A 22708-nucleotide genomic window follows, 5' to 3' on the forward strand; every position below is an offset into this window, starting at 1 on the left:
GGATAGGAGGGTGTCATCACCGCATCAGTCCGTGCCACCGGCTAAATCGTCCCACACCACCGACGCGGGAACCGATACGGGTCGCCCCACGCGGCCCGGCGGCCTGCGTGGCGCCGGACCGGGGCGCCTCGCCGCCATCGGCGCGGTGGTGCTCGCGTACCTGATCTTCGTCGTCGTCGGCACCGTCCAGGGCTGGTCGCTCGGGCTGCGGATCGGGCTGATCGTGCCCGCCGCGGTGATCGTCTGGCTGCTGGTGCCGCGCAAGGCGAGCACCCCGACGCCGGGCGTGCACGTGATCGGCGTTCCCAAGCTCGCCTACATCGGCGTGCTGGTGCTGGCGTTCTGCGTGTTCTTCCCGTTCGTCGGCTGGCCGGTCGGGCTGTGGTGGCTGCTGCTGGCCCCGGTGATCGCGATCTTCTGGGTGGTCAGGACGCACACCACGATCTCCGCCGCCGGGCTCGACCTGAGCTCGATGTTCGGCTCGAAGCACCTGGACTGGGCGCAGGTCAAGGGCATCAGCATCCCCAAGCGCGGGTACGTGCGCGCCCGCCTGACCGACGACTCCGAGGTGAAGCTGCCCGCCGTCGGCTACGACCGGCTGCGTGAGCTCATCGACGCCTCGGGTGGTCGCCTGCCCGACGTGTTCGCCGCCGCCGAGCAGGCCGAGGCCGAGCGCATCGAGACCGAACGCGCGGCCGAGCGGGCCGAGGCCGAGGCGAAGACCGAGGACACCGGCGAGCAGGACTGAGCGTCGGCTCGGTCACTGTGGGAATCGGCACGGTGCCGGATGCTGTTGTGCGGGTAAGCTGACGGCACCCGGGCACCCCGCGCCGACGGCACCACCGCGGCGACACCCTCCGGAGCGACACTCCCGCCTCGAGCCCGGTTCCATCGCCCTTGCACGCACCACCGGCGCGACGCGACCACCGCCCGCCGGAGTAACGTGCAAGGTTGCCGGACGCACCGCGCACTCGCACTGTGCCGCGCAGGTCAGCCCCCTGCGCGCACGCCTGGACGCACCCAGCGACACTACGAGGACTCCCCCATGCCACCGCTTCGTTCACGCACCACCACCATCGGCCGCAACGCCGCGGGCGCCCGCTCCCTCTGGCGCGCCACCGGAATGACCGACTCCGATTTCGGTAAGCCGATCGTGGCGATCGCGAACTCCTACACACAGTTCGTGCCGGGCCACGTGCACCTCAAGAACATGGGCGACATCGTCGCCGAGGCCGTGCGCGCCGCGGGCGGCGTCCCGCGTGAGTTCCACACCATCGCCGTCGACGACGGCATCGCGATGGGCCACGGCGGCATGCTGTACTCGCTGCCCTCGCGCGAGATCATCGCCGACTCGGTCGAATACATGGCCAACGCGCACACCGCCGACGCCCTCGTCTGCATCTCCAACTGCGACAAGATCACCCCCGGCATGCTCAACGCGGCCATGCGGCTCAACATCCCGGCCGTGTTCGTCTCCGGCGGTCCGATGGAAGCGGGCAAGGCCGTGGTCGTCGACGGCGTCGCGCATGCCCCGCTGGACCTGGTCAGCGCGATCTCCGCGAGCGCGAACCAGGCCGTGTCCGAGGACGGTCTCGACGAGGTCGAGCGCTCGGCCTGCCCGACCTGCGGTTCGTGTTCGGGCATGTTCACCGCCAACTCGATGAACTGCCTGACCGAGGCGCTCGGCCTTGCCCTGCCCGGCAACGGCTCCACGCTGGCCACCCACTCGGCGCGCCGCGCGCTGTTCGAGAAGGCAGGCACCGTCATCGTCGACATCGCCACCCGCTGGTACCGCGACGACGACGCCTCGGTGCTGCCCCGCAACATCGCAAACGCCAAGGCCTTCCGCAACGCGATGGCCCTCGACGTGGCCATGGGCGGTTCCACCAACACCGTGCTGCACACCCTCGCCGCCGCGCAGGAAGGCGAGATCGACTTCGATCTGGCCACCATCGACGAGATCAGCCGCCGGGTGCCGTGCCTGTCGAAGGTGTCGCCGAACTCGGACTACCACATGGAAGACGTGCACCGCGCCGGTGGCATCCCCGCCATCCTCGGCGAGCTGCGCCGCGCCGGCCTGCTCGAGATGGACGTGTCCACCGTGCACACCGCCGACTACGCGGAGTTCCTCGACACCTGGGACATCCGCTCCGGCAAGGCTTCCGACGAGGCGCTCGAGCTGTTCCACGCCGCGCCCGGTGGCGTGCGCACCGTCGAGCCGTTCTCCACCAGCAACCGCTGGTCCTCGCTGGACACCGACGCCGCGGGTGGCTGCATCCGCGACCTCGAGCACGCCTACACCGTCGAGGGTGGGCTGTGCGTGCTGCGCGGCAACATCGCGCCCGACGGCGCAATCCTCAAGACCGCGGGCATCGACGAGGACCTTTTCACCTTCGAGGGCCCGGCCGTGGTGGTCGAGTCGCAGGAGGAGGCGGTGTCGATGATCCTGGGCAAGAAGATCCAGGCCGGTGACGTGATCGTCGTGCGCTACGAGGGCCCCTCGGGTGGTCCCGGCATGCAGGAGATGCTGCACCCCACGGCGTTCCTCAAGGGCGCGGGCCTGGGCAAGGTGTGCGCGCTGATCACCGACGGCCGCTTCTCCGGCGGCACCTCCGGCCTGTCGATCGGGCACATCTCCCCCGAGGCCGCCCAGGGTGGCGTGATCGGCCTGATCGAGAACGGCGACCGCATCCGCATCGACGTGCACACCCGCGCCCTCGAGGTGCTGGTGTCGGACGAGGTGCTCGCCGAGCGCCGCGCGAAGATGGACGCCTCCGAACGTCCGTGGCAGCCGCTGAACCGCGAGCGCCCGGTCACCACCGCACTGCGCGCCTACGCCGCGCTCGCCACGTCGGCCGACAAGGGCGCGGTCCGCCAGGTGCCGTAACTCTTCGACCGAACAGCACGAACGGCGTCCCTCGACTGCGCGGGACGCCGTTCGTCTGGGTGGATCAGAAGGGGCCGATGCCCGTCAACGGGTTGCCGCCGTGGAGGAACCAGTAGGCCGCGATCGCGGCGGCGATCGCCAGCAGGATCACCGTGAAGGAGCCGTAGGCGGGGCGCGTCGCCCAGCCGCGGCCGCGGTCGAAGGACCAGCGACCCGGACCGGTGAGGATGATCGCCGCCGCCGCGCCGACCAGGATGGTGTCGATCTCGACACCGGTGGGGGTCGCGGCGTTGTACTGGAAGCCGGGAACCATGCCCTGCTTCCACATCCACGCGGTGAGGATCGTCGCCAGCACGGCGCCTGCGGCGAGCGGGGTGGCCAGGCCGAGGACCAGCAGGATGCCGCCGCCCAGCTCACCCGCGATCACCAGGGCCGCCGACAACGTCGGGTAATCCCAGCCGCCGCTTTCCATCATCGTCTTGGTGCCGTCGAGGCCGGGACCGTGGAACCAGCCGGTCAGCTTCTGCAGGCCGTGGTAGATGAAGGTGTAGCCGACGACCAGGCGCAGCACGAACAGGCCGAGGTCGAGGGTGCCGCGGCGGGCTTCGCGGTTGCGGCGCTGCAGCCGCACCGAGCCCGCCGAGGCGGCGGCCGCGGGCGGGATCGAGGCGTAGCCGTAGCCGCCGTCGGCGTCCACGTCGCCCGCGGTGGGCACCTCGTCGCCGGGGTCGAGGCCGAGGTCCTCGTCGGTGCGTGGAATGTCCTTGTGCAGATCCGGTTTCGGCATCTGCGTGGTCGGCGAATCGTACGGGCTGGTCACCGGCTGCCCCGCCGACGACGCGGCGGGTCCGGGCTGCGACGACCCGTCGGCGTCGGGTGTGTCATTCGGCTTCACGCTCACCGACTCACCATAGGACGTGGCGCCGCCCAGTGCTGCCCTTCCCCGGATCAGGCGTGTCCGGCCCACGCGAGTGCCGGTAACGTCTGTCGCATGAGTTCGGTTTTCGCGGGACGCGTGGTAGTCGGCTTGACGCTGGGCGCCGTGCTGGTCGCCGGCTGCGCCCGGTTCGACGAGTCGGCGTCGAGTCCGTTCACCACCGAACCGTCGCTGGGTGGGTCCGACGCGCAGCCGAAGAAGCCCGAGGACTCCCCCTCGCAGGTGCCGCGCCCGACCGGGCCGTGCATCGATCCCGATCCGAATGTGATCGCCACCTGTCTGGATTCCGGTGGCGGGCTGATCCCGCTCGGCGACGGCGCGCTCGTCGCCGAGCGCAAGACGGGGCGCATCCTGCAGGTCACCCCGGTCGACGCGAGCACGCCGCAGCCCGCGCCGGTGGAGGTCGCCAGCGTGGCGGTCGACGGGTCCGGCGACGGCGGCATCTCCGACATCGCGCTCTCGCCCACCTTCGGCGAGGACGGGCTGATGTACGCCTACATCACCACCGGCAGCGACAACCGGGTCGTCCGGCTGTCGAAGAACGGCGGCGCGCCCAAGGAGATCCTCACCGGAATTCCCAAGGGCGCCACCGGCAATCGCGGTGCCATCGAGTGGGCCACCCCGACCCAGTTGATGGTGCTCACCGGCGATGCCGGAAACCCCGGCGCCGCAGCCGATCCCGGCTCGCTCGGCGGCAAACTGCTTCGGCTGGAATCACCTTCGTCGGGCACCAACACCCCGCAGGTGGTTGCCTCGGGCATCGGCACCGCGGGCGACATCTGCCGCGACGGCAAGAACGGCATGTGGGTCACCGACCGCACCGCCGCCGAGGACCGGCTCCAGCACCTGGGCACCGACGGCGCGCTGACCGTCTCCTGGACCTGGCCCGACCGGCCCGGCGTCGGCGGGTGCACCGCCACCGGTGACGGTGTCGCGGTCGCGCTGAGCGAGGGCAAGGCCCTGGCCGCGGTCGGCGCCGACGCCAACACCTTCGCCGTGACCACCGCCCCCACCCTGATCGCCCAGGACAAGTACGGCAAGCTCCTCGGCGCCACAGCGGGCGCCGACGGCAGCGTCTGGGTGACCACGATCAACAAGACCGACGGCGAGCCAGGCGAATTCGACGACCGCGTCGTCCGCATTCCGCCCCCACAGGGCGGCGCGGGCGGCCCGGACTAGGAAAGCGATCGCCCCCCCACCGGGTTCCGGTGGGGGGCGATTTCGCGTCCGTCTACGCGCAGGCGGCCAGGACGAGTTCGCGGACCTTGGCGGCGTCGGCCTGGCCGCGGGTGGCCTTCATGACGTCGCCGACGATCTTGCCCGCGGCCTGGACCTTGCCGGAGCGGATCTTCTCGGCGATGTCGGGGTTGGCGGCCAGTGCCTTGTCGACCTCGGCCTGCAGGGCGGAGTCGTCGCTGACCATGCCGAGGCCCTTGGCCTCGACGATGGCGGCCGGCTCGCCCTCGCCCGCGAGGACGAAATCGACGACCTGCTTGGCGACCTTGTTGTTGACCGTCTTCGCCTCGACCAGCCCGATCACCGCGGCCACCTGGGCGGGCGTGATGGGCAGGTCGGCGAGGGCGACCTCGCGCTCCTTGGCCTTCTCGGTCAGGTAGGCGACCCACCAGGAGCGCGCCTCGTTGGCCGGGGCGCCCGCCTCGACGGTGGCGATGATCAAGTCGAGCGCACCCGCGTTGACCAGGTCGCGCATCACCTCGTCGGACAGACCCCACTCGGCCTGGATGCGCGCGCGGACCAGCCACGGGTACTCCGGGATGGTGGCGCGCAGCTCGTCGACCCAGTCGGCGGACGGGGCGACCGGTTCGAGGTCCGGCTCGGGGAAGTAGCGGTAGTCTTCGGCGGTCTCCTTGCGGCGACCCGCGGAGGTGGAGCCGTCGGCCTCGTTGAAGTGGCGGGTCTCCTGCACGATCTCGCCGCCCGCGGTGAGCACGGCCGCCTGCCTGCGCATCTCGTAGCGCACGGCCACCTCGACGCTCTTGAGCGAGTTCACGTTCTTGGTCTCGGTGCGGGTGCCGAATTCCTTGGCGCCGATCGGCATCAGCGAGACGTTGGCGTCACAGCGCAGCGAGCCCTGCTCCATCTTCACGTCGGAGACATTCAGCGAGCGCAGCACCTCGCGCAGCGCGGTGACGTAGGCGCGGGCCACCTCGGGCGCGCGTTCACCGGCGCCGGTGATCGGCTTGGTGACGATCTCGATCAGCGGCACCCCGGCCCGGTTGAAGTCGAGCAGCGAGTGGCTGGCGCCGTGGATGCGCCCGGTCGCGCCGCCCACGTGCAGCGACTTGCCGGTGTCCTCCTCCATGTGCGCGCGCTCGATCTCGACCCGGAAGGTGGAGCCGTCGTCGAGCACGACATCGAGGTAGCCCTCGGTCGCGATCGGCTCGTCGTACTGGCTGATCTGGTAGTTCTTCGGCTGATCCGGGTAGAAGTAGTTCTTGCGCGCGAAGCGCCCCCACGGGGTGATCGAACAGTTCAGCGCGAGGCCGATCCGGATGGCCGACTCGACGGCCTTCTCGTTGACGACCGGCAGCGAGCCGGGCAGGCCGAGGCACACCGGGCACACCTGGGTATTGGGTTCGGCGCCGAACTCGGTGGGGCAACCGCAGAACATCTTGGTCGCCGTGGACAACTCGACGTGGACCTCCATGCCGAGCACCGGCTCGTACCGGGAGATGACATCGGCGTAATCCATCAACTCGACCGTGGGTGCGCTCATGGCCCTCAGTCTAGGTAAGCCCTACCGGGCCGGGATGTGCTGGGTGAGCCAGTCGGTGACGTAGGCGAGCACGGCCGGGTCGATGGTGGTCTCGATGGTGGCGTATTCGCTGGGCTTGCCGGTCTCGGTCGGCTGCATCAGGTGGTTGACGTCGGGGAAGGTGTGCACGGTCGGGTCGGGGGCGCCGGCGAGATTCGCCCGCATCGGCCCCTCGTTCTGGGCCGCGGGCACCTGCAGATCCTTGCCGCCGAAGAAGGCGAGCACCGGGATCCGCAGCGCCTCCAGCGCCGGCTTCGGGTCGTAGGTGATGAACGAGGCCATGTACGGGGTGCTGAACGAGTCGATGGCTTCCTGCGGTGCGCGTTTGTCCGCGGGCTGGGCCTGGTTGTGCTGCTCGGCGTAGGCCTTCGCGCCCGCGGTGTCGCCTGCGCGCAGCAGGCCGGTCCAGCGGGTGAGGTAGTCGATCTGGGCGTCGATGTCGGGTTGGGGCGCGCCCTCGGCGGCCATGATGATCTTGTTCTGCTCGATCAGCACATCACCGCCCACCACGGACGGGCCCGCCATCAGCACGGTGAAGGCCACGCCGCTGTCGGGACGCGCGGCGACCAGCGGCGCGAGGTACCCGCCCTCGCTGTGCCCGAACAGACCCACCTTCGCCGGGTCGATCTCGGGGCGGGCCCGCAGGAAGGACACCCCGGCGGCGGCGTCGTCGGCCAGGTCGTCGTAGGTGGACTGGTCGAGGTTTCCGCTGGTCCCGCCGACGCCGCGGTCGTCGACACGCAGGACCGCGTATCCGGCGCGGGTGAAGGTGTCGGCCAGCAGCAGGAACGGACGGTGACCCATCAGGTCCTCGTCGCGGTTCTGCGGGCCGCTGCCGGTGATCAGCAGCATCGCCGGAAACGGCCCTGCGCCTTCGGGTTCGGTGAGGGTGCCCGCGATGGTGACATCGCCGCTGGCATAGCTGACGTCCTCGCTGCGGTACGGGTACGGCGGCACCGGATCCTGCGGCCTGCTGGTGCCCGCGACCGGACCGCGGGTGAACACCAGCGGCGCGCTCTGGCCCGACTGCACCCACTCACCGGTGAGCTGCTCGCCCTCGAGCTTGCCGTGGAACTTCGGATCGCCCGGCACGTCGGGCATGGCGAACTCCACCCGATCCGGCTCGGTGCGTACGTCTTTCAACGGTGCGGCACGCACACCCTGGACCGGGATGTCGATGGTGGCCGAGCCGTCCGCGGCGAAGCTCACCCCGATCGAGACGGCCTGCCCGCCGGCGGTGAGATCACCGTGCCATGGCCCGAGGACCGCCGGGGCGGTCTGCTCGTCCGAGGATCCCGAGCAGCCCGCCACCAACGCGGCGACAACGAACAGAACCGTGACGATCACTCGACCGGGGCGCATACCGCCACGGTACCGACCCGCACCGACATCTCAGCCGAAGAAGGCCTGCGCCTCGCTGAGCCGTTCGGCGGGCACCCGCTTGAGCTGCTTGGTGGCCTCCGAGAGCGGCACCAGGCCGATGGCCGTGCCGTGCAGGGCGACCATCTGACCGAAGTGCCCGGCGTGCACGGCCTCCGCCGCGTGCACGCCGAACCGGGTGGCCAGGATGCGGTCGTAGGGTGTCGGGCTGCCGCCGCGCTGCACGTGGCCGAGCACCGTGGTGCGGACCTCCTTGCCGATGCGACGTTCGATCTCGGACCCGAGCTGCTGGGCGACCCCGGTGAATCGTTCGTGCCCGAATTCGTCGATGCCGCCCTCGCGCAGCGCGAACCCGGAATCGGGTGCGGGATGGGCGCCTTCGGCGACCACACAGATGAAGTGCTTGTCCCCGCGCTGGAAGCGGCTCTTGATCATCGCGCACACCTGGGCGACGTCGAAGGGCTCCTCGGGCACCAGGGTCAGGTGCGCGCCCGCGGCGATGCCGGAGTTGAGCGCGATCCAGCCGGCATGGCGGCCCATCACCTCGACGAGCATCACGCGCTGATGCGATTCGGCGGTGGTGTGCAGGCGGTCGATGGCCTCGGTGGCGATGGACAGGGCGGTGTCGTGGCCGAATGTGACGTCGGTGCAGTCGATGTCGTTGTCGATGGTCTTGGGCACGCCGACCACCGGCACGCCCTCGTCGGAGAGCCAGCTCGCCGCGGTCAGCGTGCCCTCGCCGCCGATCGGGATGAGCGCGTCGATGCCGTTGTCGTCGAGGGTCTGCTGGATGCGGCCCAGCCCGGCGCGCAGCACATCCGGATTGGTGCGCGCGGTGCCGAGCATGGTGCCGCCCTTGGCCAGCAGCCGGTCGGTGCGGTCGTCGTTGTGGATGCGGATCTTGCGGTCCTCGAGTAGGCCGCGCCAACCGTCCTCGAAGCCGACGATCGCGTCGCCGTAGCGGCCGTTCGCGGTCCGGACCACCGCCCGGATCACCGCGTTCAGCCCTGGACAGTCTCCGCCTCCGGTCAAGACTCCGATGCGCATGGCGTTCATCTTGCCGCACCGGCGGCGTTCAGGCGCAGTGACCTCCGGCCAGTTCGTCCAGGTGGCCCGAGACCAGCGTCGCCATCTTGTCGAGCATGGTCATGCCGTCGTTGAACGAGCCCGAATCCGGTTGCGCGGCGAAGGCGATCGCGATCCGGCCCGAGGGCGAATCGATGAGCCCGAACTGGCGGACCAGGTACTTGCCCGCGGGATCCGGGCCCCAACCGCCCTTGAATTCCGCGCTGGTGAAGGCGCCGAGTCCCCACCGGTGACTCGGCACGATCTGCTGCATCAGCCCGACCACGCGCTGGCTCTGCGCCAGGCACGGCAGCCGCGAGGCGAAGCGCACCTGATCGGCCAGCGTCCATTCGGCCTGACCGTAGATCGAGGCGTCGGCGCGGGTGCGCTGGGTGGGCACGGTGGTCTTGGTGTCGCCGCCCTCGCGCAGCACGCCCTCCACGGCCGCGGCCGCGTCGGCGCCGGAGCCGAGCGACTGCCACAGCGTGTCGGCGGCGCCGTTGTCGGAGGCGGTGATGGCCGAGCTCGCGGTGGCGCTGTAGCCGGCGTTGTTGCGCAGCGCGGCGATGGCCAGCGGCACCTTGATCGTCGACCAGGCGGGTCCGGTGGTCCAGCTGCCGAAGGTGACCATCTTCTCGCCGCCGACCGGCATGATCGCCAGCCCCACGCTGCCGCGGAAACCCTGCTGCAGGGTGGCGAAATCGGCGGCCAGACTGCCGGGGAGCGCGATCGAGAAGCTTCCGGCGCCCCCGCCCGGATCCACCGCGGCGGCGCTCGTCCTGGTGGGCTGAGTCGGCGCGGGCTTCGGATCGTCGCCACAGCTCGCGGTGAGCAGGGCGAGGGTCCCCAGCAGCGCGGCGAGCGCGGTCCGGACCGGACGCCGATCTTTCGTCATCATGTGAAGCATCTTCGTTTCTAGACTCCCCCGGGCTTCGGCGCCGGGTTGGCGATCCCGACACCGTACTGGGCAGTATTGCCGATCGCCCACCGCGAGTACGAAACGCTCAGGTCAGACGGTGTTCACCCGAGTAGATGTTCATCGTTTCCCCGCGCAGGAACCCCACCAGGGTCAGCCCGGACTCCGCGGCCAGGTCGACCGCGAGTGAGCTCGGCGCCGAGACCGCGGCCAGGATCGGGATGCCCGCCATGACGGCCTTCTGCGCGAGCTCGAAAGAGGCCCGGCTGCTCACCACGAGCATCAGCTCGGCGGCGGGGATCCGGTGCTCGCGCACCGCCCAGCCGATCACCTTGTCGACGGCGTTGTGCCTGCCGATGTCCTCGCGCAGCGCGAGCAGGGCGCCGTCGGTGGTGAACAGGCCGGCGGCGTGCAGCCCGCCGGTGGCCTCGAACAGCTTCTGGCCCGCGCGCAGCTTCCCCGGCAGCTCGGCCAGGGTGTCGATCGCGACCGTGCCGGAGTCGGGCCGGATCGGGTAACGGGTGTGGGTGCGCACCTCGTCGAGCGCGGTCTTGCCGCAGAGCCCGCAGGCGCCGGTGGTGAGGAAGTTGCGGGTGTGCAGCGGCACCGGCGTGCGCAGGCGCACGTCGAGCACGTTGTAGGTGTTGCGGCCGTTCTCGTCGGTCCCGGCGCAGTAGCGGGCGGTGACGAGGTCGTCGGCGGAGCCGATGATGTTCTCGCCGAACAGGAATCCGTGCACCAGATCGATGTCGTCGCCGGGGGTGCGCATGGTGACCGTGAGCGACTGCCCGTCGACGCGGATCTCCAGCGGTTCCTCCACGGCGAGGGTGTCGGGTCGCTGGATGCGGCCGGTCGGCGACAGCCGGGTGGTCTTGCGCCGTGCGGTGACTCTGCTCATCTGGGCTGCCGATCGGTTCGGTGGCGGGCTCGCCTCAGCCGGTCGCGAAACCGGCGACGAGGTTGATCGTCGTCGCGAGGATGACCGTGCCGAAAGCGTACGACAGCAGGCAGTGCCGTAACGCGACGGCACGGATGGTCTCGTCGGTGACGTTGGTGTCGGAGACCTGGTAGGTCATGCCGAGGTTGTAGCTGAAGTAGAAGAAGTCGCGGTAGCTGGGCTCGGCCTTGATGTTGAAATCGATCCCGCCCGTCGGCTCCTGGTAGTAGATGAAGGCGTAGCGCGCCGCGTACATCAGATGCACCGCGGCCCAGGCCATGAACACCCCGGCGAGCGCGGCCGCCGCGGCGATGTCGCCGGAGCCGGAATTGCGCAGCACCAGGACCACCACGATGCCGACGAGCCCGCTCAGCGCGGCCGCGACCACCGACAGCTCCTCGATGAAGGGCTGGAAGTCCTCCGCGCGCGCCAGCTCCCTGGTGCGCTGCGCGCTCATCGGCCACAGCACCAGCCATCCGGAGACCACGAAAGCGGTGGCGGCCAGGACGATTCCGGTGAGCACACCCAGCGGAGGCCCGGTCCAGATCCCGACGATCAGACCGGCCGACAGGCCGATGAGCACCGCCACGATCAGGCGGGTGAGAGCGGATTGCGGCAATCGAGCGCTCATATCCGAGGACCCTACCGAAAGATTGCCGTGTCATAGCTGAATTCGATCGTCGCGGGTGAATTCGGTGGCCCGGGCGGTGTCGGCGAGGGCGGTGGTGAGCACCGACGCGGGCTCCACGGCCGTCGTGACCAGCGCGATCCGCGCGGTGACCGCGGGGTCGGCGAGCTCGAAGACCCGGACCCGCGCGGTGGGCCCGAGGGTTGAGACCCAGGGTTGCGGGACGATACAGGCCCAGCGGCCGGTCCGCGCGTGCTCGAGCAGGGTGGCCACCGAGTCGCTCTCCAGCTGCGGCGCCGCGACCAGTCCGCGTCCGGCCAGCGCGCTGTCGATGAGCTGGCGGCCACGCATTCCCTTGGGCAGCAGGCACATCCGCAGTTGCAGCGCTTCGGTCCAGGTGATCGTCTCGGCGCGGCCGGTGAGCAACTCGGCGCCGGCGACGAGGACGTGCCGCTCCTCGTAGAGCGGGATACCGGACAGGCCCTCGGTGTCGACGCCGTCGGCGTAGACGATCCCCGCGTCGAGCTCGAAGCGGCGGATCCGTTCGACGATGTCGCGCGAACGCAGGCTCGTCTCGACGCGCACCCGCACCAGCGGATGCGCGGCGCAGAACGGGTCGGTCAGCTGGGTGACGGTGCCCGACGCCGCCGGGATCACCCCGATGCGCAGGTCTCCGGTGAGGCCGGTGCGCAGCGCGGTGACCTCGTGTTCGAGGGCGTCACGGTCGGCGAGGATCCGGCGGGCCCACAGGACGAGCCGCTCGCCCTCGGGCGTGAGTCCTTCGAAGGTCCGCCCCCGCCGCACCAGCGGCACGCCCAGCTCGCGTTCGAGCTTGCGGATGGCCTCCGAGAGCGCGGGCTGGGAGACGTAGCAGGCCGCGGCCGCGCGCGCGAAATGGCGCTCCCTGGCGAGGGCGACGAAGTACTCGAGTTGCCGGAACATGCGCCCCCGGGTCAGTCGTCCTCGTCGTCGGCGGCCTTGTTGCGCGCCTTGGCGATCCCGAGCGCGCGCTCGGCCGTCGCCTGATCGGGGTAGGGGCCCATCCGGTCGCCGTACCAGCAGGTTTTGCCCTGCTCGGCGGTGCGGTGCTTGAGGCAGTAGTACCACTGGTTGTCGTCAGCCATGACGCCAGTATGCATCGGTTCGCATACCCGCGGCGGGAACACGGGCGCCGGTTCGCGGATCAGTAGCGCGACAGCGATTCCCACCGCGACGCCGACCACCGTGTCGAGGGCACGCTCGGTGAGCATCGTGCGCGGATCGGTCGGCGCGGCGAGTTCGGTCATCGACATGATCAGCGGCGTGAAGAAGCCGAGCGCGAGCGCGTAGTGGCGGGCCATGAACAGCTCGGTCGGGTACAGCAGCGCGATGATCGCCAGCGCGAGCACCGTCGAGCTCGGCCCCGGCAGCAGCAGCGGGGCCGTGACCGCGAGGCCGAGGAAGGTGCCGAGCACCCGGTGCAGCCCGCGCGAGATCCGGTCGCGGGAGGTCGCGGCGGCCAGCGGGACGGCGGCGCCCGCCATCGCCCAGTTGGCGTGGCCGACGCCGAGCAGCAGCCCGATGCCGCCGGAGATCGAGATCGCCAGCGCGTAGCGGCCGGACTGGACCAGCGAGACCCGGCCGGTGCGGTGCGGCGCGATGCTCACCGGCAGCACGCAGGCACCGGCGCGGCGCGCGCGGCGGGTGCAGTCGAGGTAGCCGACCGCCACGCACAGCGTCGCGGTGATCGCGCAGATCAGCAGCGCCGCGAGCGGATCGGGCTGATTCCCGGCGACCATCGCGATCGCGCCGAAGGCGAAGATGCCGAAGAAGGGTCCTTCGGGGCGCAGCCCGAGCCGGTCGGTGACCGGCGAGGCGACCGCCGCGAACACCGCCACCGCCGCGACCAGGACGACCGGCGGCGCGTGCCAGCGCGCCAGCGCGATGCCCGCGCCGACCGCCCCGACCAGCATGACCGCGGCCTCGCTCTGGTGGATCAGGCGTTGCCGCTGCGCCTCGGCGAACCCGTACATGCCGGTGAAGGAGCCGAACACCGCGTAGATGAGCAGGTCGGTGCGGCCTGCCGCGGTGAGCAGCAGGCCGGGGATCGCCAGGCCGACGAACACCCGCGCGGCGGGCAGGTGGTCGATGTCGATGCCGGACCGCCGAATCAGCGGGCGCGCCCGGGTTCGGGTGGTGGGCAAGGGTTCCTCCGGCATCGGCTCAGGGGTCTGGAATCGCATCGTCGCCGAGAGAACGCGCCGCCGTCAAACCGCTTCCATGCAGCTCAGAGGCTGTTTTGCGGACCTTACCTGCGTTGATAATCCGAACCTATCGAGTGCTCGGAAGTAGGTCTTGGACGTGTCGGGCCGCGCGGGCCGACAATCGAACCGCGACACGCGCGATGGCGGTGGGTCGAGCGCTGAAACGTCGAAGGGAAGATGTCATGGCCGACGGTCCGTACACCCCGTATGACCCCGACAGCGGGCCGAGCGGCGACGCCGACCGCGCCGCGGTGCCGAAGTTCAAGCCCTACCATCACCCGGCTGCCGGGTGGGGCGCCGCGCTCTCGGTCGGCAAGTTCATGCTGCTCGACGAGCACGAGCCCGTGCTCGGCACCAAGGCAGTACTGAAGATGAATCATCCCCACCATGGCTTCGACTGCCCCGGCTGCGCGTGGCCGGACGCCACCGACGGCCTGATGCTCGATGTGTGCGAGAACGGCATCAAGCACGTGACCTGGGAGATGACGCACAAGCGCTGTACCCCGGAGTTCTTCGCCCGGCACACCGTCAGCGAGCTGGCCACCTGGAGCGACCACGACCTGGAGGACCAGGGCAGGTTGACCCATCCGATGGTCTACGACGCCGCGACCGATCACTACGTGCCGATCAGCTGGCCCGACGCGTTCGAGATGGCGGGCAAGGCGCTGCGCGAACTCCCCGATCCGAATCTGGCCTCCTTCTCCACCTCCGGCCGGCTCGGCAACGAGGCCACCTTCCTCTACCAGCTGATGGTGCGCGAACTCGGCACCAACAACCTGCCCGACTGCTCCAACATGTGTCACGAGGCGAGCGGTCGCGCGCTGCAGGCGGCGCTCGGCACCGGCAAGGGCACCTGCGACATCGACGACTGGGACAAGGCCGACGCGCTGTTCGTGATGGGCATCAACGCCGCCTCCAACGCGCCGCGCATGCTGACCGCGCTGGCCGAGGCGCACAAGCGTGGCGCGCAGATCGTGCACGTCAACCCGCTGATCGAGGCGGGCGCGCGCAACACGATCATCCCGCACGACTTCGCCGCGATGGCCACTTTCCGCGCCACCGACACCAGCACCATGACCCTGCAGGTACGCATCGGCGGTGACTTCGCGCTGCTGCGCGGCATCGCCAAACATGTGCTGGAGGAAGCGAAGACGAATCCGAAGGCGCTCGACCGCGAGTTCATCGAGCGCTACACCGCCGGCTTCGACGCCTACGTGCGCGAGGTCGAGGCCACCACCTGGGCCGAGATCCAGCGTCAGTCCGGGCTGAGCGAACAGGAGATCCGCAAGGCCGCCGGGATCTACTGCGACGCCGACCGCACCGTGATGAGCTGGTGCCTCGGGATCACCCAGCACGAACACGGCGTCGACACGATCCGCGAGATCGTCAACGTGCTGCTCCTGCGCGGCAATCTGGGCCGCGAGGGCGCGGGTCCGTCACCGGTGCGCGGCCACAGCAATGTGCAGGGCAACCGCACGTGCGGCATCGACAACAACCCCACCGCGGAGTTCCTCGACCGGCTCGCCCAGGTGTGCGGGATCGACCCGCCGCGCGAGAACGGCTACGACACCGTCGCCACGATCCAGGCGATGCAGGCGGGCAAGCTCGAGTTCTTCCTCAGCATGGGCGGTAACTTCGTGGCCGCGGCCCCGGATGCCGCCTACACCTTCGCGGCGTTCCAGAAGTGCGGGTTCACGGTCAATGTGAGTACCAAGCTCAATCGCAGTCACGTCATCCACGGCAAGCGCGCGCTGATCCTGCCCTGCATCGGTCGCACCGAACGCGACATCCAGCGCGGCGGACCGCAGATCACCTCGATGGAGAACGGGATGGCGGTGGTGCACATGTCGCGCGGTATGAAGAAGCCCGCGTCACCGCATCTGCTGTCGGAGCCTGCGATCCTGGCCGGCATCGCGAAAGCCGCGCTGCCCGAGACGAAGACGCCGTGGGAGTACTACATCGAGGATTACGACCGCATCCGCGACACCATGTCGAAGGTGCTGCCCGGTTTCGAGGACTACAACCGCCGGGTCCGGCTGCCGCTGGGCTTCCGCATCCGTCAGCCCGCGCGTGAGCTGATCTTCCTCACGCCGTCGGGCCGGGCCGAGTTCTCCACGGCGACGCTGCCCGACATCACCAATCCGCCGGGCGTGCTGACGCTGGCCACCCAGCGTTCCCACGACCAGTGGAACACCAGCATCTACTCCGACAACGACCGCTACCGCGGCGTGAAGAACCTGCGCACGCTGATCTTCATGAACACCGAGGACATGCGCGAACGTGGGCTGCGCGAGTTCGACGAGGTCGACATCACCAGCACCGCCCGCGACGGATCGACCCGGTCACTGCACCGGTACAAGGTGATTCCCTACGACATCCCGATGGGCTGTGCCGCCGGGTACATGCCGGAGATGAACGCGCTGTGCGCGATCGGCGACTACAGCACCGAGAGCGACCAGCCCTTGATGAAGAGCGTGAAAGTCACTGTGACGCGGTCCAGCTGAGCGGTTGTGATCGGCCGCGGCTCCGTTCGGGGCCGCGGCCGAGGCGTCTCAGTAGACGTAGACGACCGCGTTCTCGCCGCCGGTGCAGGTGACGAGCTTGCCCGCCGGGGTGCAGTCCATCGTGTAGGTGCGCCCCGTCACCGGGCTGGTGGCGACGACGGACCTCGGGCCCGCCGCGCTGCCGCCACTCGCGTACGCCGCGCGGACCGCCTCGGCGAAACCACAGCTGGTGACCGTGCTGCCGATCGCGGCCTTGCCGAAAGCACCACCGGTGGAACCGGATTCGCACGGTTGCGCACCGGCGGGCAGGGTGACCGGCCCTGCCGAGGTCGTCGGGGCCGCTGTCGTTGCGCGCGGGGCCGTGGTGGCCGCGCCCCCGCCGCCGATCGGCGCCGCCGAGCTGGGCGCGGCGGTGGTGTCGGTGGCCGGGTCGCCGCCCGACATCAGCCGCCAGCCGATCGCGCCGCCGATCACGAGCACCGCGACGGTGAGCACGCCCACCAGGATGGGCAGCATGGCCTTGTTCCGGCCCGAATCCCGTTGCTGCCAGGCGGGTTCCGCGTAGCCGGGGTCGGGGCCGTACGGGTCGGCGCCGTAGGCGGGGTCGCGGTAGGCGTGATCGCCGTAGGCATTGTTCTCGTCGTACTGCGCGTACGCCTCCGGCCCGCCGTACGGTTCGTCCGACGGGGCCTGGTGTGCGGGGAACGGCGCGGCGCCACCGCGATACTGCTGCGTGGCCTGCGCGCGTTGCGGATCCGGTGCGCCGAACGGTTCTCCACTGGGCGAGGTGCCCTGGTAGTGCTGCGTCGGCGCCGATCGCTGCGCGTCGAACCCGGCCGGGTCGTACTGCTCGGTCGCCGGGCCGTCCACACCGCCGTACTGCCGGGTCGCGGCGACCCGGCGCGGGTCCTCCCCCGGCACGCCGCGGTACTGCTCGGTCGGCGCGGCGAACCGGTCGGCGCCGCTGGGGGATTCGCCGAACCGATCCGGGTCGTCGAATCCACCGGCCGGTGCGCCGAAGCGGGCGTCCGGGCCGGGCCGGTCGTGGTCGTCATCGAACCGGTCCGGTCCGGCAGCGAACCGCGCGGGCTGCACGGTGCGGTCGTCATCGAAATCGTCTGCCGCGGAACCGAAGCGATCGTCTTCGCCGCCGAACTTCGCTGCCGGGCCGAAGGGGTGCGGCGAGTTCTCGCCGTCACCGAACATCCCCGCGGGAGCCGGGAACCGGGCGTCGGAGCTGGAGTCAGGCGCGCGAAAGCGGGCGTCCGGGGCGCCGGACTCGCCGAACGGTGGTTCCTCGTCGCCGAACCCGCCTGCCGGAGAACCGGATTCGGGACCACCGGGACCGAATTTCGGGTTGGGGTTGGAACGCCCGGAGTCGACGTACTCCCCGACTCCGGGGTCTGCCGGGTATCGCTGAGTGGGCGCGGACCGCTGCGGGACGGGGCCGGAGGGCCCGTCGGGTCCGGCGCCGAACGGTCCGCCCGGAGCCGCTCCCGGCGCGCCGGGAGCCGAGCCGAATGGGCTGTCCGGGGCACTTGCGGCACCGAAGCGGTTGCCCGAACCCGGGTTCGGCGACTCCGGATCCTCGCCGAAGTGGTTGCCCGGTTCGTTCGCGGCACCGAACCGGTTGTCCGGGAACGGGTTCGGCGCGCCGGGAGCCGAGCCGAAGGTGGCCTCGGGGCTGCCGCTGAATTCGGCCGGTCCGGGAGGACCGCCCTGGTAGCGCTGGGTGGGCGCGGATCGTTGCGGGAGGGGGCCGGAGGCGCCGTCGTGTGGGGGACGCACGGGATCGGGCCCGGTGCCGAAGGGGCTTCCGGCGCCCGGTCCGCCTGTGGCTGGCCCATCCAGTGGTGGGCGTGCCGCGTCGGCGGTGGGGCCGAATCTCGGGTTGGGGTTGGAGCGGCCCGTGTCGACGTATTCCGGCGGGGGGCCCGCGAAGCGCTGGGTGGGGGCCGAGCGCTGGGGAACGGGGCCCGACGGGGTCGCGTCGGCGAAGCCGGTCGGGGCCGGGTACGGCGGGTGCGATACCGGGGCCGAGGTTTCGCCGGGCCGGGCGCCCTCGTAGAGGTGGGCGTCGGGGAACGGGCGCATCTTGGGCAGGCCCTGATCCGGGGTGTAGGCCGGCGGCGGCTCCGGGGCGACCGGGGCGTCCGCGGGCGGGAGCGGCGTGAAGTAGGTGTCGTCGGGGCGGATCTCGGCGGGGCCCGTCGGTTGGATCACCGCGGGGATCGACACCTCGCCGGTGCCCTCGGCCGGGACGCGCTGGAATCCGGCGGTTTCCGGGCCCGCGTTGGCGGGCGGCCGGATGATCAGCGTGGGCTGCGCGCCGGTCGCCGAGGTCTGGCTGCGCGAGGTCTCGATGCCACCGGTCGCGGTCACCGCACCGACGACGCGAAACTCTCCGGTCGGCGTCGGCACGGCGTCGTCGGCGTTGTCGTCACCGTCGGGCCCGCGCCCCTCGCCGGGCGCCTTCCGCCCACCGGACACTGTGCGACCACCGGCATCAGCGCCACCGGGCGTCCGACCGCCCGGCCCCTCATGACCGCCGCTGGGCACGGCCTGTCCCCCGGCACCACCGGGCAGCGGATGACCACCAGTCGCACCGGCGCCAGCCACACCCCGGCCACCGGCACCCCCGGGCACCGGATGACCACCGGTCCCACCACCACCCGGCACGCCCCGGCTGAGGCCGGCACCCTCTGGCACCGGATGACCACCGGTCCCACCTTGGCCACCGCGACCGCCCCCGGGCACCGGATGACCACCGGTCCCACCAGCACCGGGCACACCCCGGCCACCGGCGGCGTCATAACCACCACTCGCGCCGACACCCGGCATCGGCTGACCACCGGTTCCCACGCCTGCGGGCAGATTCCAGCCTTCGGGCGCCTTGCCGCGCACCGGATTCCGCGCACCCGCGCCGAAGGCCGCCGCACCCGCCGCCGCTCCGGTACCCGGGCTCGGCACGCCCATCGCCCCGGAACCCTGCGGACCACCCACCGGCAGACCGTCCTGGATCGCGGCGACCAGCGCTTCCCTGGCCGCGACCGCGAGTTCGCCCGCGCTGGCGTAGCGGTCGGCGGGGTCCTTGGCCATGCCGATCGCGATCACCTCGTCGAGGCTCGACGGCAGGCCGGGCAGCAGGGTGCTCGGCTTGGGCGGGACTTCGGAGAGGTGGGCGCGGATGAGCACGCTCATGCTGGCGGCGGGGAACGGCGCGGCGCCGGTGAGGCATTCGTGCAGGACACAGGCCAGCGAGTAGACATCGGCACGGCCCGAGATGGGGCCGACGTCGAAGCGTTCCGGCGCCATGTAGATGTAGGAGCCCATGGCCATCCCGGCCTGGGTCACCGCGCTGTCACCCTCGGTGTGGGCGATGCCGAAGTCGGCGAGGTAGGCGAAATCGGCGGGCGTCACCAGGATGTTGGCCGGTTTGACGTCACGGTGCACCAACCCGCCCGCGTGCGCCGCGTCGAGCGCGGCCGCGATCTGCTCCACTACCGCGACCGCCCGGTCGGGACTGAGCGGCCCCCCGCCGCGCAGGACCGTCCGCAGATCGGTGCCGGGAACCAGGCGCATGTCGATGAACAGCACCCCGTCGATCACGCCCCAGTCGTGAATCGGGATGACGTGCGGTTCGGCCAGTTTCGCCGCCGCCTGGGACTCGCGCCGGAATCGGACCTGATAGGCGGGATCCTGGGCGAGCTCGGGCGCCAGCAACTTCAGGGCGACCACCCGGTCCTTGCCGGTGTCGTAGGCCTCGTAGACCTCGCCCATTCCGCCTTTGCCCAGCATCGACCGCAACTCGTACGGGCCGAATCTGCTCCCCGTCCGTGACCCAGGTGCCTGCACCAGCGTCCGCCTCCCACTTCTGGCATGCCCGAAGACCTGCTCGTCAGAAGGAGGATTCTCCCGGTGTCACCACGCCGTGGTCAAACGCGAACACGATCGCGGCGGCTCGGTCACGCAGGTCCAGCTTGCCGAAAATGTGTCCTACGTGGCTTTTCACGGTGACTTCGGAGATGCCGAGTTCGGCGGCGATCTCGCTGTTGACCCGGCCGCGCCCGATCAGTTCGAGCACTTCGTACTCGCGCGCGGTGAGGTCGCCGAGCCGGTGATCGCTGCGCGTACCGGTCGGTCGCACCGTGCGGTACGCGGTGAGCACGCGACCGGTCACCGACGGGTCGAGCCACGCGCCGCCCGCGGCGACGGTGCGCACCGCGCGGATCAGGTCCTCGGCGGGTGAGTCCTTGAGCAGGAATCCGGCCGCGCCGGCGCGCAGCGCCCCCGAGAGGAGCTGATCGTCGTCGAAGGTGGTGAGCACGAGCACCGGCGGCGCGTCGGGACGCGCGCGCAGCAACCGCGTCGCATCGATGCCGCCGACCCGTTTCATCCGCAGATCCATGAGCACCACGTCGGGGCGCTCGGCGCCGACCGCGGCCACCACCTCGTCGCCGTCGGCGCACTCGGTGACGGTGAAGCCGTCGCGGCGGCGCAGGATGCGGCGCAGGCCGCCGCGGACGAGTTCCTGATCGTCGACGACGAGCACCGTCACCGGGTTGTCGATCGGCGCGGCGGCCGTCACGTGTCCTCCTGGGGCTTGGTCCTGAGCAGGTTGGGCAGCAAGGCGGTGATGGTCGTGCACGGCCCGGACTTCAGCGGGAAGCTCGCCCGCACCGTCCACCCGTCGTCGGCGCTGCCCGCGGTGATGCGGCCGCCGAGCAGTTCGGTGCGCTTGCGCATGCCGCGCAGGCCCATGCCGACGTCGCGCCGTGGCGGCGGACCGCAGGGCATCGGGTTGGTCACCACCAGCGTCGCCAGGTCGGGGGCGACGTCGAGCCGCACGGTCGCGGCGGCTCCGGGCGCGTGCTTGGCCACGTTCGCCAGCGACTCCTGTCCGATCCGGTACAGCGCGTGCCCCACGGTGCCCTCGACCACGGCGAGGTCGCCGGTGCGGGTGTATTCGACGTCGAGTCCGGCCCGCCGGAAGTCGCCGACGAGTTCGTCGATGTCGGCGGCGCTCGGTTCCGGGGGGAGCAGCGCGGGGCTGGTGTCGAGCATGCCGACGGTGCGGCGGATGTCGGCCATCGCCTGCCTGCCGAGGCGTTCGGCGTCGACGAGCGCGTCCACCGCCTCGGTGATGTCGTCGTCGGTCTGCAGCGCGCGCCGGGCCGCGGTCAGGTGCAGCAGGGTGATGGACAGCGAATGCGCGATGACGTCGTGCACCTCGCGGGCGATCCGGCGCCGCTCCTCGTCGGCGGCCTGCACGGCGCGGATCGCCTGGTTCTCGCGTTCCTGATAGAGGAACCGGCGCTGATACTGCAACAGCACGCCGACGAAGACACCGAGCACGATGCCGAGCACGTACATCGGCAGCCCCTGCAACCGCTGCCCCGCGTCGCCCCACCGGACGTGACCGGCGAGGTCGAAGGCGACCAGCTCGAGAATCGCGAGCACCGTGAACCCGACCGTGATCCCGCGCGAGGCGACCGCCGCCACCTCACCGGCGACGATCACCAGCACGAACGGCGCGAAATCGGCGCTGACGGGCTGCAGCAGGAACAGCCCGCAGGAGAGCAGCGCCGAACCCTTCAACAGCGCCGGATGCGGCTTCACCCCGAAGATCGCGAACAGCGGGATCGGCAGGAAGGCGGTGGCCATCGCCACCAGCGGGAGCGGACTCGGGAAGTAGGAGTGCCGCTGGATCACGGCCGCGCCGGTGATCACCAGCAGGGCGAGGTCGGCCCCGATGATCACGGCGGGAGGGTAGTCGTAAGGCAGGGACTCGATGCGCTCACGCACGATGTCGAGCAGCCGTCGCATCCCCTCCCGCGGCCGGTCCGCGAGCCGCCGCCAGCGGCCGTGCGGGCCCGCCGTACTCGCGGGAAGGGCGTGACTCACCTCCATGGGGTAAGGCTAGCCGCCGGGCCCGGCGCCCGTCATCGTCCCGCGAACGGGCCCGTCCTCCTACCCGGGTAGGAGGAGAAGTCGGGTCCCGGGCACGACGATTCCGCCGCGGCGCGACCGTAGCGTGAGTGACACCGCTCACGGAAGGTGAAGCCCATGACCTGGACCGATCAGCACCGCCGCACCGAGATCGTGCACACCGTGCTCGCCAGGGCCTCGATCGACCCGCGCGACCCCCAGCTGTTCACCGGCCTGGCCGGGCTGGACGAGCTCTTCGGCGGGATCGACGGCCTCCTGCAAGCCCTGGCCTATCGCTGGAACAACCATCTGCGCGCCAAACTCGAACAGGCCGAGATCGAAGGACATTCGGCGGTGGAGGCCTATCTGGAACTGGCCGCCGAGCAGCCTGCGCTGCGCGCTCTTCTCGACGCGCGCGCCGCGACCGGGCAGACTACCCGTACCCGCGCCCTCGTGCGCTGACGATTCCATCCGACCGAAAACCCTTGGGGGCCAAGAACATGCCGG

Annotated in this window: 15 protein-coding genes and 2 pseudogenes; 5 read left to right on the forward strand and 12 right to left on the reverse strand. The window is 70.8% G+C overall.

The genetic code is table 11. The annotated features are described in order from the left end of the window. Window positions 1–10 precede the first annotated feature (10 nt). Window positions 11–748 carry a PH domain-containing protein gene (locus tag AB0H56_RS11115; protein ID WP_357160503.1) on the forward strand — a complete coding sequence of 246 codons (738 nt, stop codon included), beginning with the start codon at window positions 11–13 and terminating at the stop codon, window positions 746–748. Between the two features lie 297 nt (window positions 749–1045). Then, window positions 1046–2887, forward strand: a complete 1842-nt coding sequence (gene ilvD / locus AB0H56_RS11120; RefSeq protein WP_357160506.1) for a dihydroxy-acid dehydratase — start codon at window positions 1046–1048, stop codon at window positions 2885–2887. A 64-nt stretch (window positions 2888–2951) separates the two neighbouring features. Here the strand turns inward: ilvD and AB0H56_RS11125 are convergent, their stop codons facing one another. After that, the gene (locus AB0H56_RS11125; RefSeq protein WP_357160509.1) at window positions 2952–3788 is read right to left on the reverse strand and encodes a DoxX family protein; all 837 of its coding nucleotides are present in this window, start codon (window positions 3786–3788) and stop codon (window positions 2952–2954) included. Between the two features lie 90 nt (window positions 3789–3878). Between AB0H56_RS11125 and AB0H56_RS11130 the strand changes: the two genes are divergently transcribed. After that, window positions 3879–5003 (forward strand): PQQ-dependent sugar dehydrogenase, encoded by a 1125-nt coding sequence (locus AB0H56_RS11130; protein WP_357160512.1) that lies wholly within the window; start codon window positions 3879–3881, stop codon window positions 5001–5003. A 52-nt stretch (window positions 5004–5055) separates the two neighbouring features. Here AB0H56_RS11130 and gatB read toward each other — a convergent pair whose 3' ends face one another. The 8 genes and pseudogenes from gatB to AB0H56_RS11170 form a co-directional block, all read right to left on the reverse strand. After that, entirely contained in the window at window positions 5056–6561 is a 1506-nt protein-coding gene (gene gatB / locus AB0H56_RS11135; protein WP_357160515.1) for an Asp-tRNA(Asn)/Glu-tRNA(Gln) amidotransferase subunit GatB, read from the reverse strand. Between the two features lie 21 nt (window positions 6562–6582). Next, a complete protein-coding gene (locus AB0H56_RS11140) occupies window positions 6583–7962 on the reverse strand; it encodes an alpha/beta fold hydrolase (RefSeq protein WP_357160518.1) in 1380 nt (459 codons plus the stop codon). Between the two features lie 30 nt (window positions 7963–7992). After that, window positions 7993–9027 carry an ATP-dependent 6-phosphofructokinase gene (locus tag AB0H56_RS11145; RefSeq protein WP_233000009.1) on the reverse strand — a complete coding sequence of 345 codons (1035 nt, stop codon included), beginning with the start codon at window positions 9025–9027 and terminating at the stop codon, window positions 7993–7995. A 28-nt stretch (window positions 9028–9055) separates the two neighbouring features. Further along, the gene (locus tag AB0H56_RS11150; protein WP_357160522.1) at window positions 9056–9940 is read right to left on the reverse strand and encodes a hypothetical protein; all 885 of its coding nucleotides are present in this window, start codon (window positions 9938–9940) and stop codon (window positions 9056–9058) included. A gap of 109 nt (window positions 9941–10049) precedes the next feature. Beyond that, window positions 10050–10859: a formate dehydrogenase accessory sulfurtransferase FdhD gene (gene fdhD / locus AB0H56_RS11155; protein ID WP_357160525.1), complete on the reverse strand. Its 810-nt coding sequence runs from the start codon at window positions 10857–10859 to the stop codon at window positions 10050–10052. Window positions 10860–10893: 34 nt separating this feature from the next. Then, the gene (locus tag AB0H56_RS11160; protein ID WP_357160528.1) at window positions 10894–11529 is read right to left on the reverse strand and encodes a DUF1345 domain-containing protein; all 636 of its coding nucleotides are present in this window, start codon (window positions 11527–11529) and stop codon (window positions 10894–10896) included. Between the two features lie 30 nt (window positions 11530–11559). Then, window positions 11560–12468, reverse strand: a complete 909-nt coding sequence (locus tag AB0H56_RS11165) for a LysR family transcriptional regulator (RefSeq protein ID WP_357160531.1) — start codon at window positions 12466–12468, stop codon at window positions 11560–11562. A 263-nt stretch (window positions 12469–12731) separates the two neighbouring features. Further along, a pseudogene (locus tag AB0H56_RS11170) lies at window positions 12732–13748 on the reverse strand (FUSC family protein); the annotation flags it as partial. Between the two features lie 203 nt (window positions 13749–13951). Between AB0H56_RS11170 and AB0H56_RS11175 the strand changes: the two are divergent. Then, window positions 13952–16273, forward strand: coding sequence for an FdhF/YdeP family oxidoreductase (locus tag AB0H56_RS11175; protein WP_357160534.1), 2322 nt, complete (start codon window positions 13952–13954; stop codon window positions 16271–16273). Window positions 16274–19303: 3030 nt separating this feature from the next. On the opposite strand, the pseudogene AB0H56_RS11180 reads toward AB0H56_RS11175, so the two are convergent. From AB0H56_RS11180 to AB0H56_RS11190, 3 genes and pseudogenes are all read right to left on the reverse strand, one after another. Continuing rightward, window positions 19304–20128, reverse strand: a pseudogene (locus AB0H56_RS11180) (serine/threonine-protein kinase); the annotation flags it as partial. A gap of 43 nt (window positions 20129–20171) precedes the next feature. Next, window positions 20172–20861 carry a response regulator transcription factor gene (locus tag AB0H56_RS11185; protein WP_357160537.1) on the reverse strand — a complete coding sequence of 230 codons (690 nt, stop codon included), beginning with the start codon at window positions 20859–20861 and terminating at the stop codon, window positions 20172–20174. After that, window positions 20858–22183 (reverse strand): histidine kinase, encoded by a 1326-nt coding sequence (locus AB0H56_RS11190; RefSeq protein ID WP_357160540.1) that lies wholly within the window; start codon window positions 22181–22183, stop codon window positions 20858–20860. Before AB0H56_RS11190 ends, AB0H56_RS11185 begins: the two co-directional genes overlap by 4 nt. A 156-nt stretch (window positions 22184–22339) precedes the next feature. On the opposite strand from AB0H56_RS11190, the gene AB0H56_RS11195 reads away from it, so the two are divergent. Next, window positions 22340–22663, forward strand: a complete 324-nt coding sequence (locus AB0H56_RS11195) for a hypothetical protein (RefSeq protein WP_357160543.1) — start codon at window positions 22340–22342, stop codon at window positions 22661–22663. Window positions 22664–22708: the final 45 nt, after the last annotated feature.

The sequence above is a fragment of the Nocardia sp. NPDC050717 genome, from assembly GCF_040654275.1.
Lineage (GTDB): Bacteria > Actinomycetota > Actinomycetes > Mycobacteriales > Mycobacteriaceae > Nocardia.

Bases quoted from the DNA above. Each gene is read 5' to 3' on its own strand.
- AB0H56_RS11145 (WP_233000009.1), bottom strand. From the start codon at position 9,027: ATGCGCATCGGAGTCTTGACCGGAGGCGGAGACTGTCCAGGGCTGAAC.
- AB0H56_RS11190 (WP_357160540.1), bottom strand. From the start codon at position 22,183: ATGGAGGTGAGTCACGCCCTTCCCGCGAGTACGGCGGGCCCGCACGGC.
- gatB (WP_357160515.1), bottom strand. From the start codon at position 6,561: ATGAGCGCACCCACGGTCGAGTTGATGGATTACGCCGATGTCATCTCC.
- AB0H56_RS11165 (WP_357160531.1), bottom strand. From the start codon at position 12,468: ATGTTCCGGCAACTCGAGTACTTCGTCGCCCTCGCCAGGGAGCGCCAT.
- fdhD (WP_357160525.1), bottom strand. From the start codon at position 10,859: ATGAGCAGAGTCACCGCACGGCGCAAGACCACCCGGCTGTCGCCGACC.
- AB0H56_RS11150 (WP_357160522.1), bottom strand. From the start codon at position 9,940: ATGACGAAAGATCGGCGTCCGGTCCGGACCGCGCTCGCCGCGCTGCTG.
- AB0H56_RS11130 (WP_357160512.1), top strand. From the start codon at position 3,879: ATGAGTTCGGTTTTCGCGGGACGCGTGGTAGTCGGCTTGACGCTGGGC.
- AB0H56_RS11160 (WP_357160528.1), bottom strand. From the start codon at position 11,529: ATGAGCGCTCGATTGCCGCAATCCGCTCTCACCCGCCTGATCGTGGCG.
- AB0H56_RS11175 (WP_357160534.1), top strand. From the start codon at position 13,952: ATGGCCGACGGTCCGTACACCCCGTATGACCCCGACAGCGGGCCGAGC.
- AB0H56_RS11140 (WP_357160518.1), bottom strand. From the start codon at position 7,962: ATGCGCCCCGGTCGAGTGATCGTCACGGTTCTGTTCGTTGTCGCCGCG.
- AB0H56_RS11195 (WP_357160543.1), top strand. From the start codon at position 22,340: ATGACCTGGACCGATCAGCACCGCCGCACCGAGATCGTGCACACCGTG.
- ilvD (WP_357160506.1), top strand. From the start codon at position 1,046: ATGCCACCGCTTCGTTCACGCACCACCACCATCGGCCGCAACGCCGCG.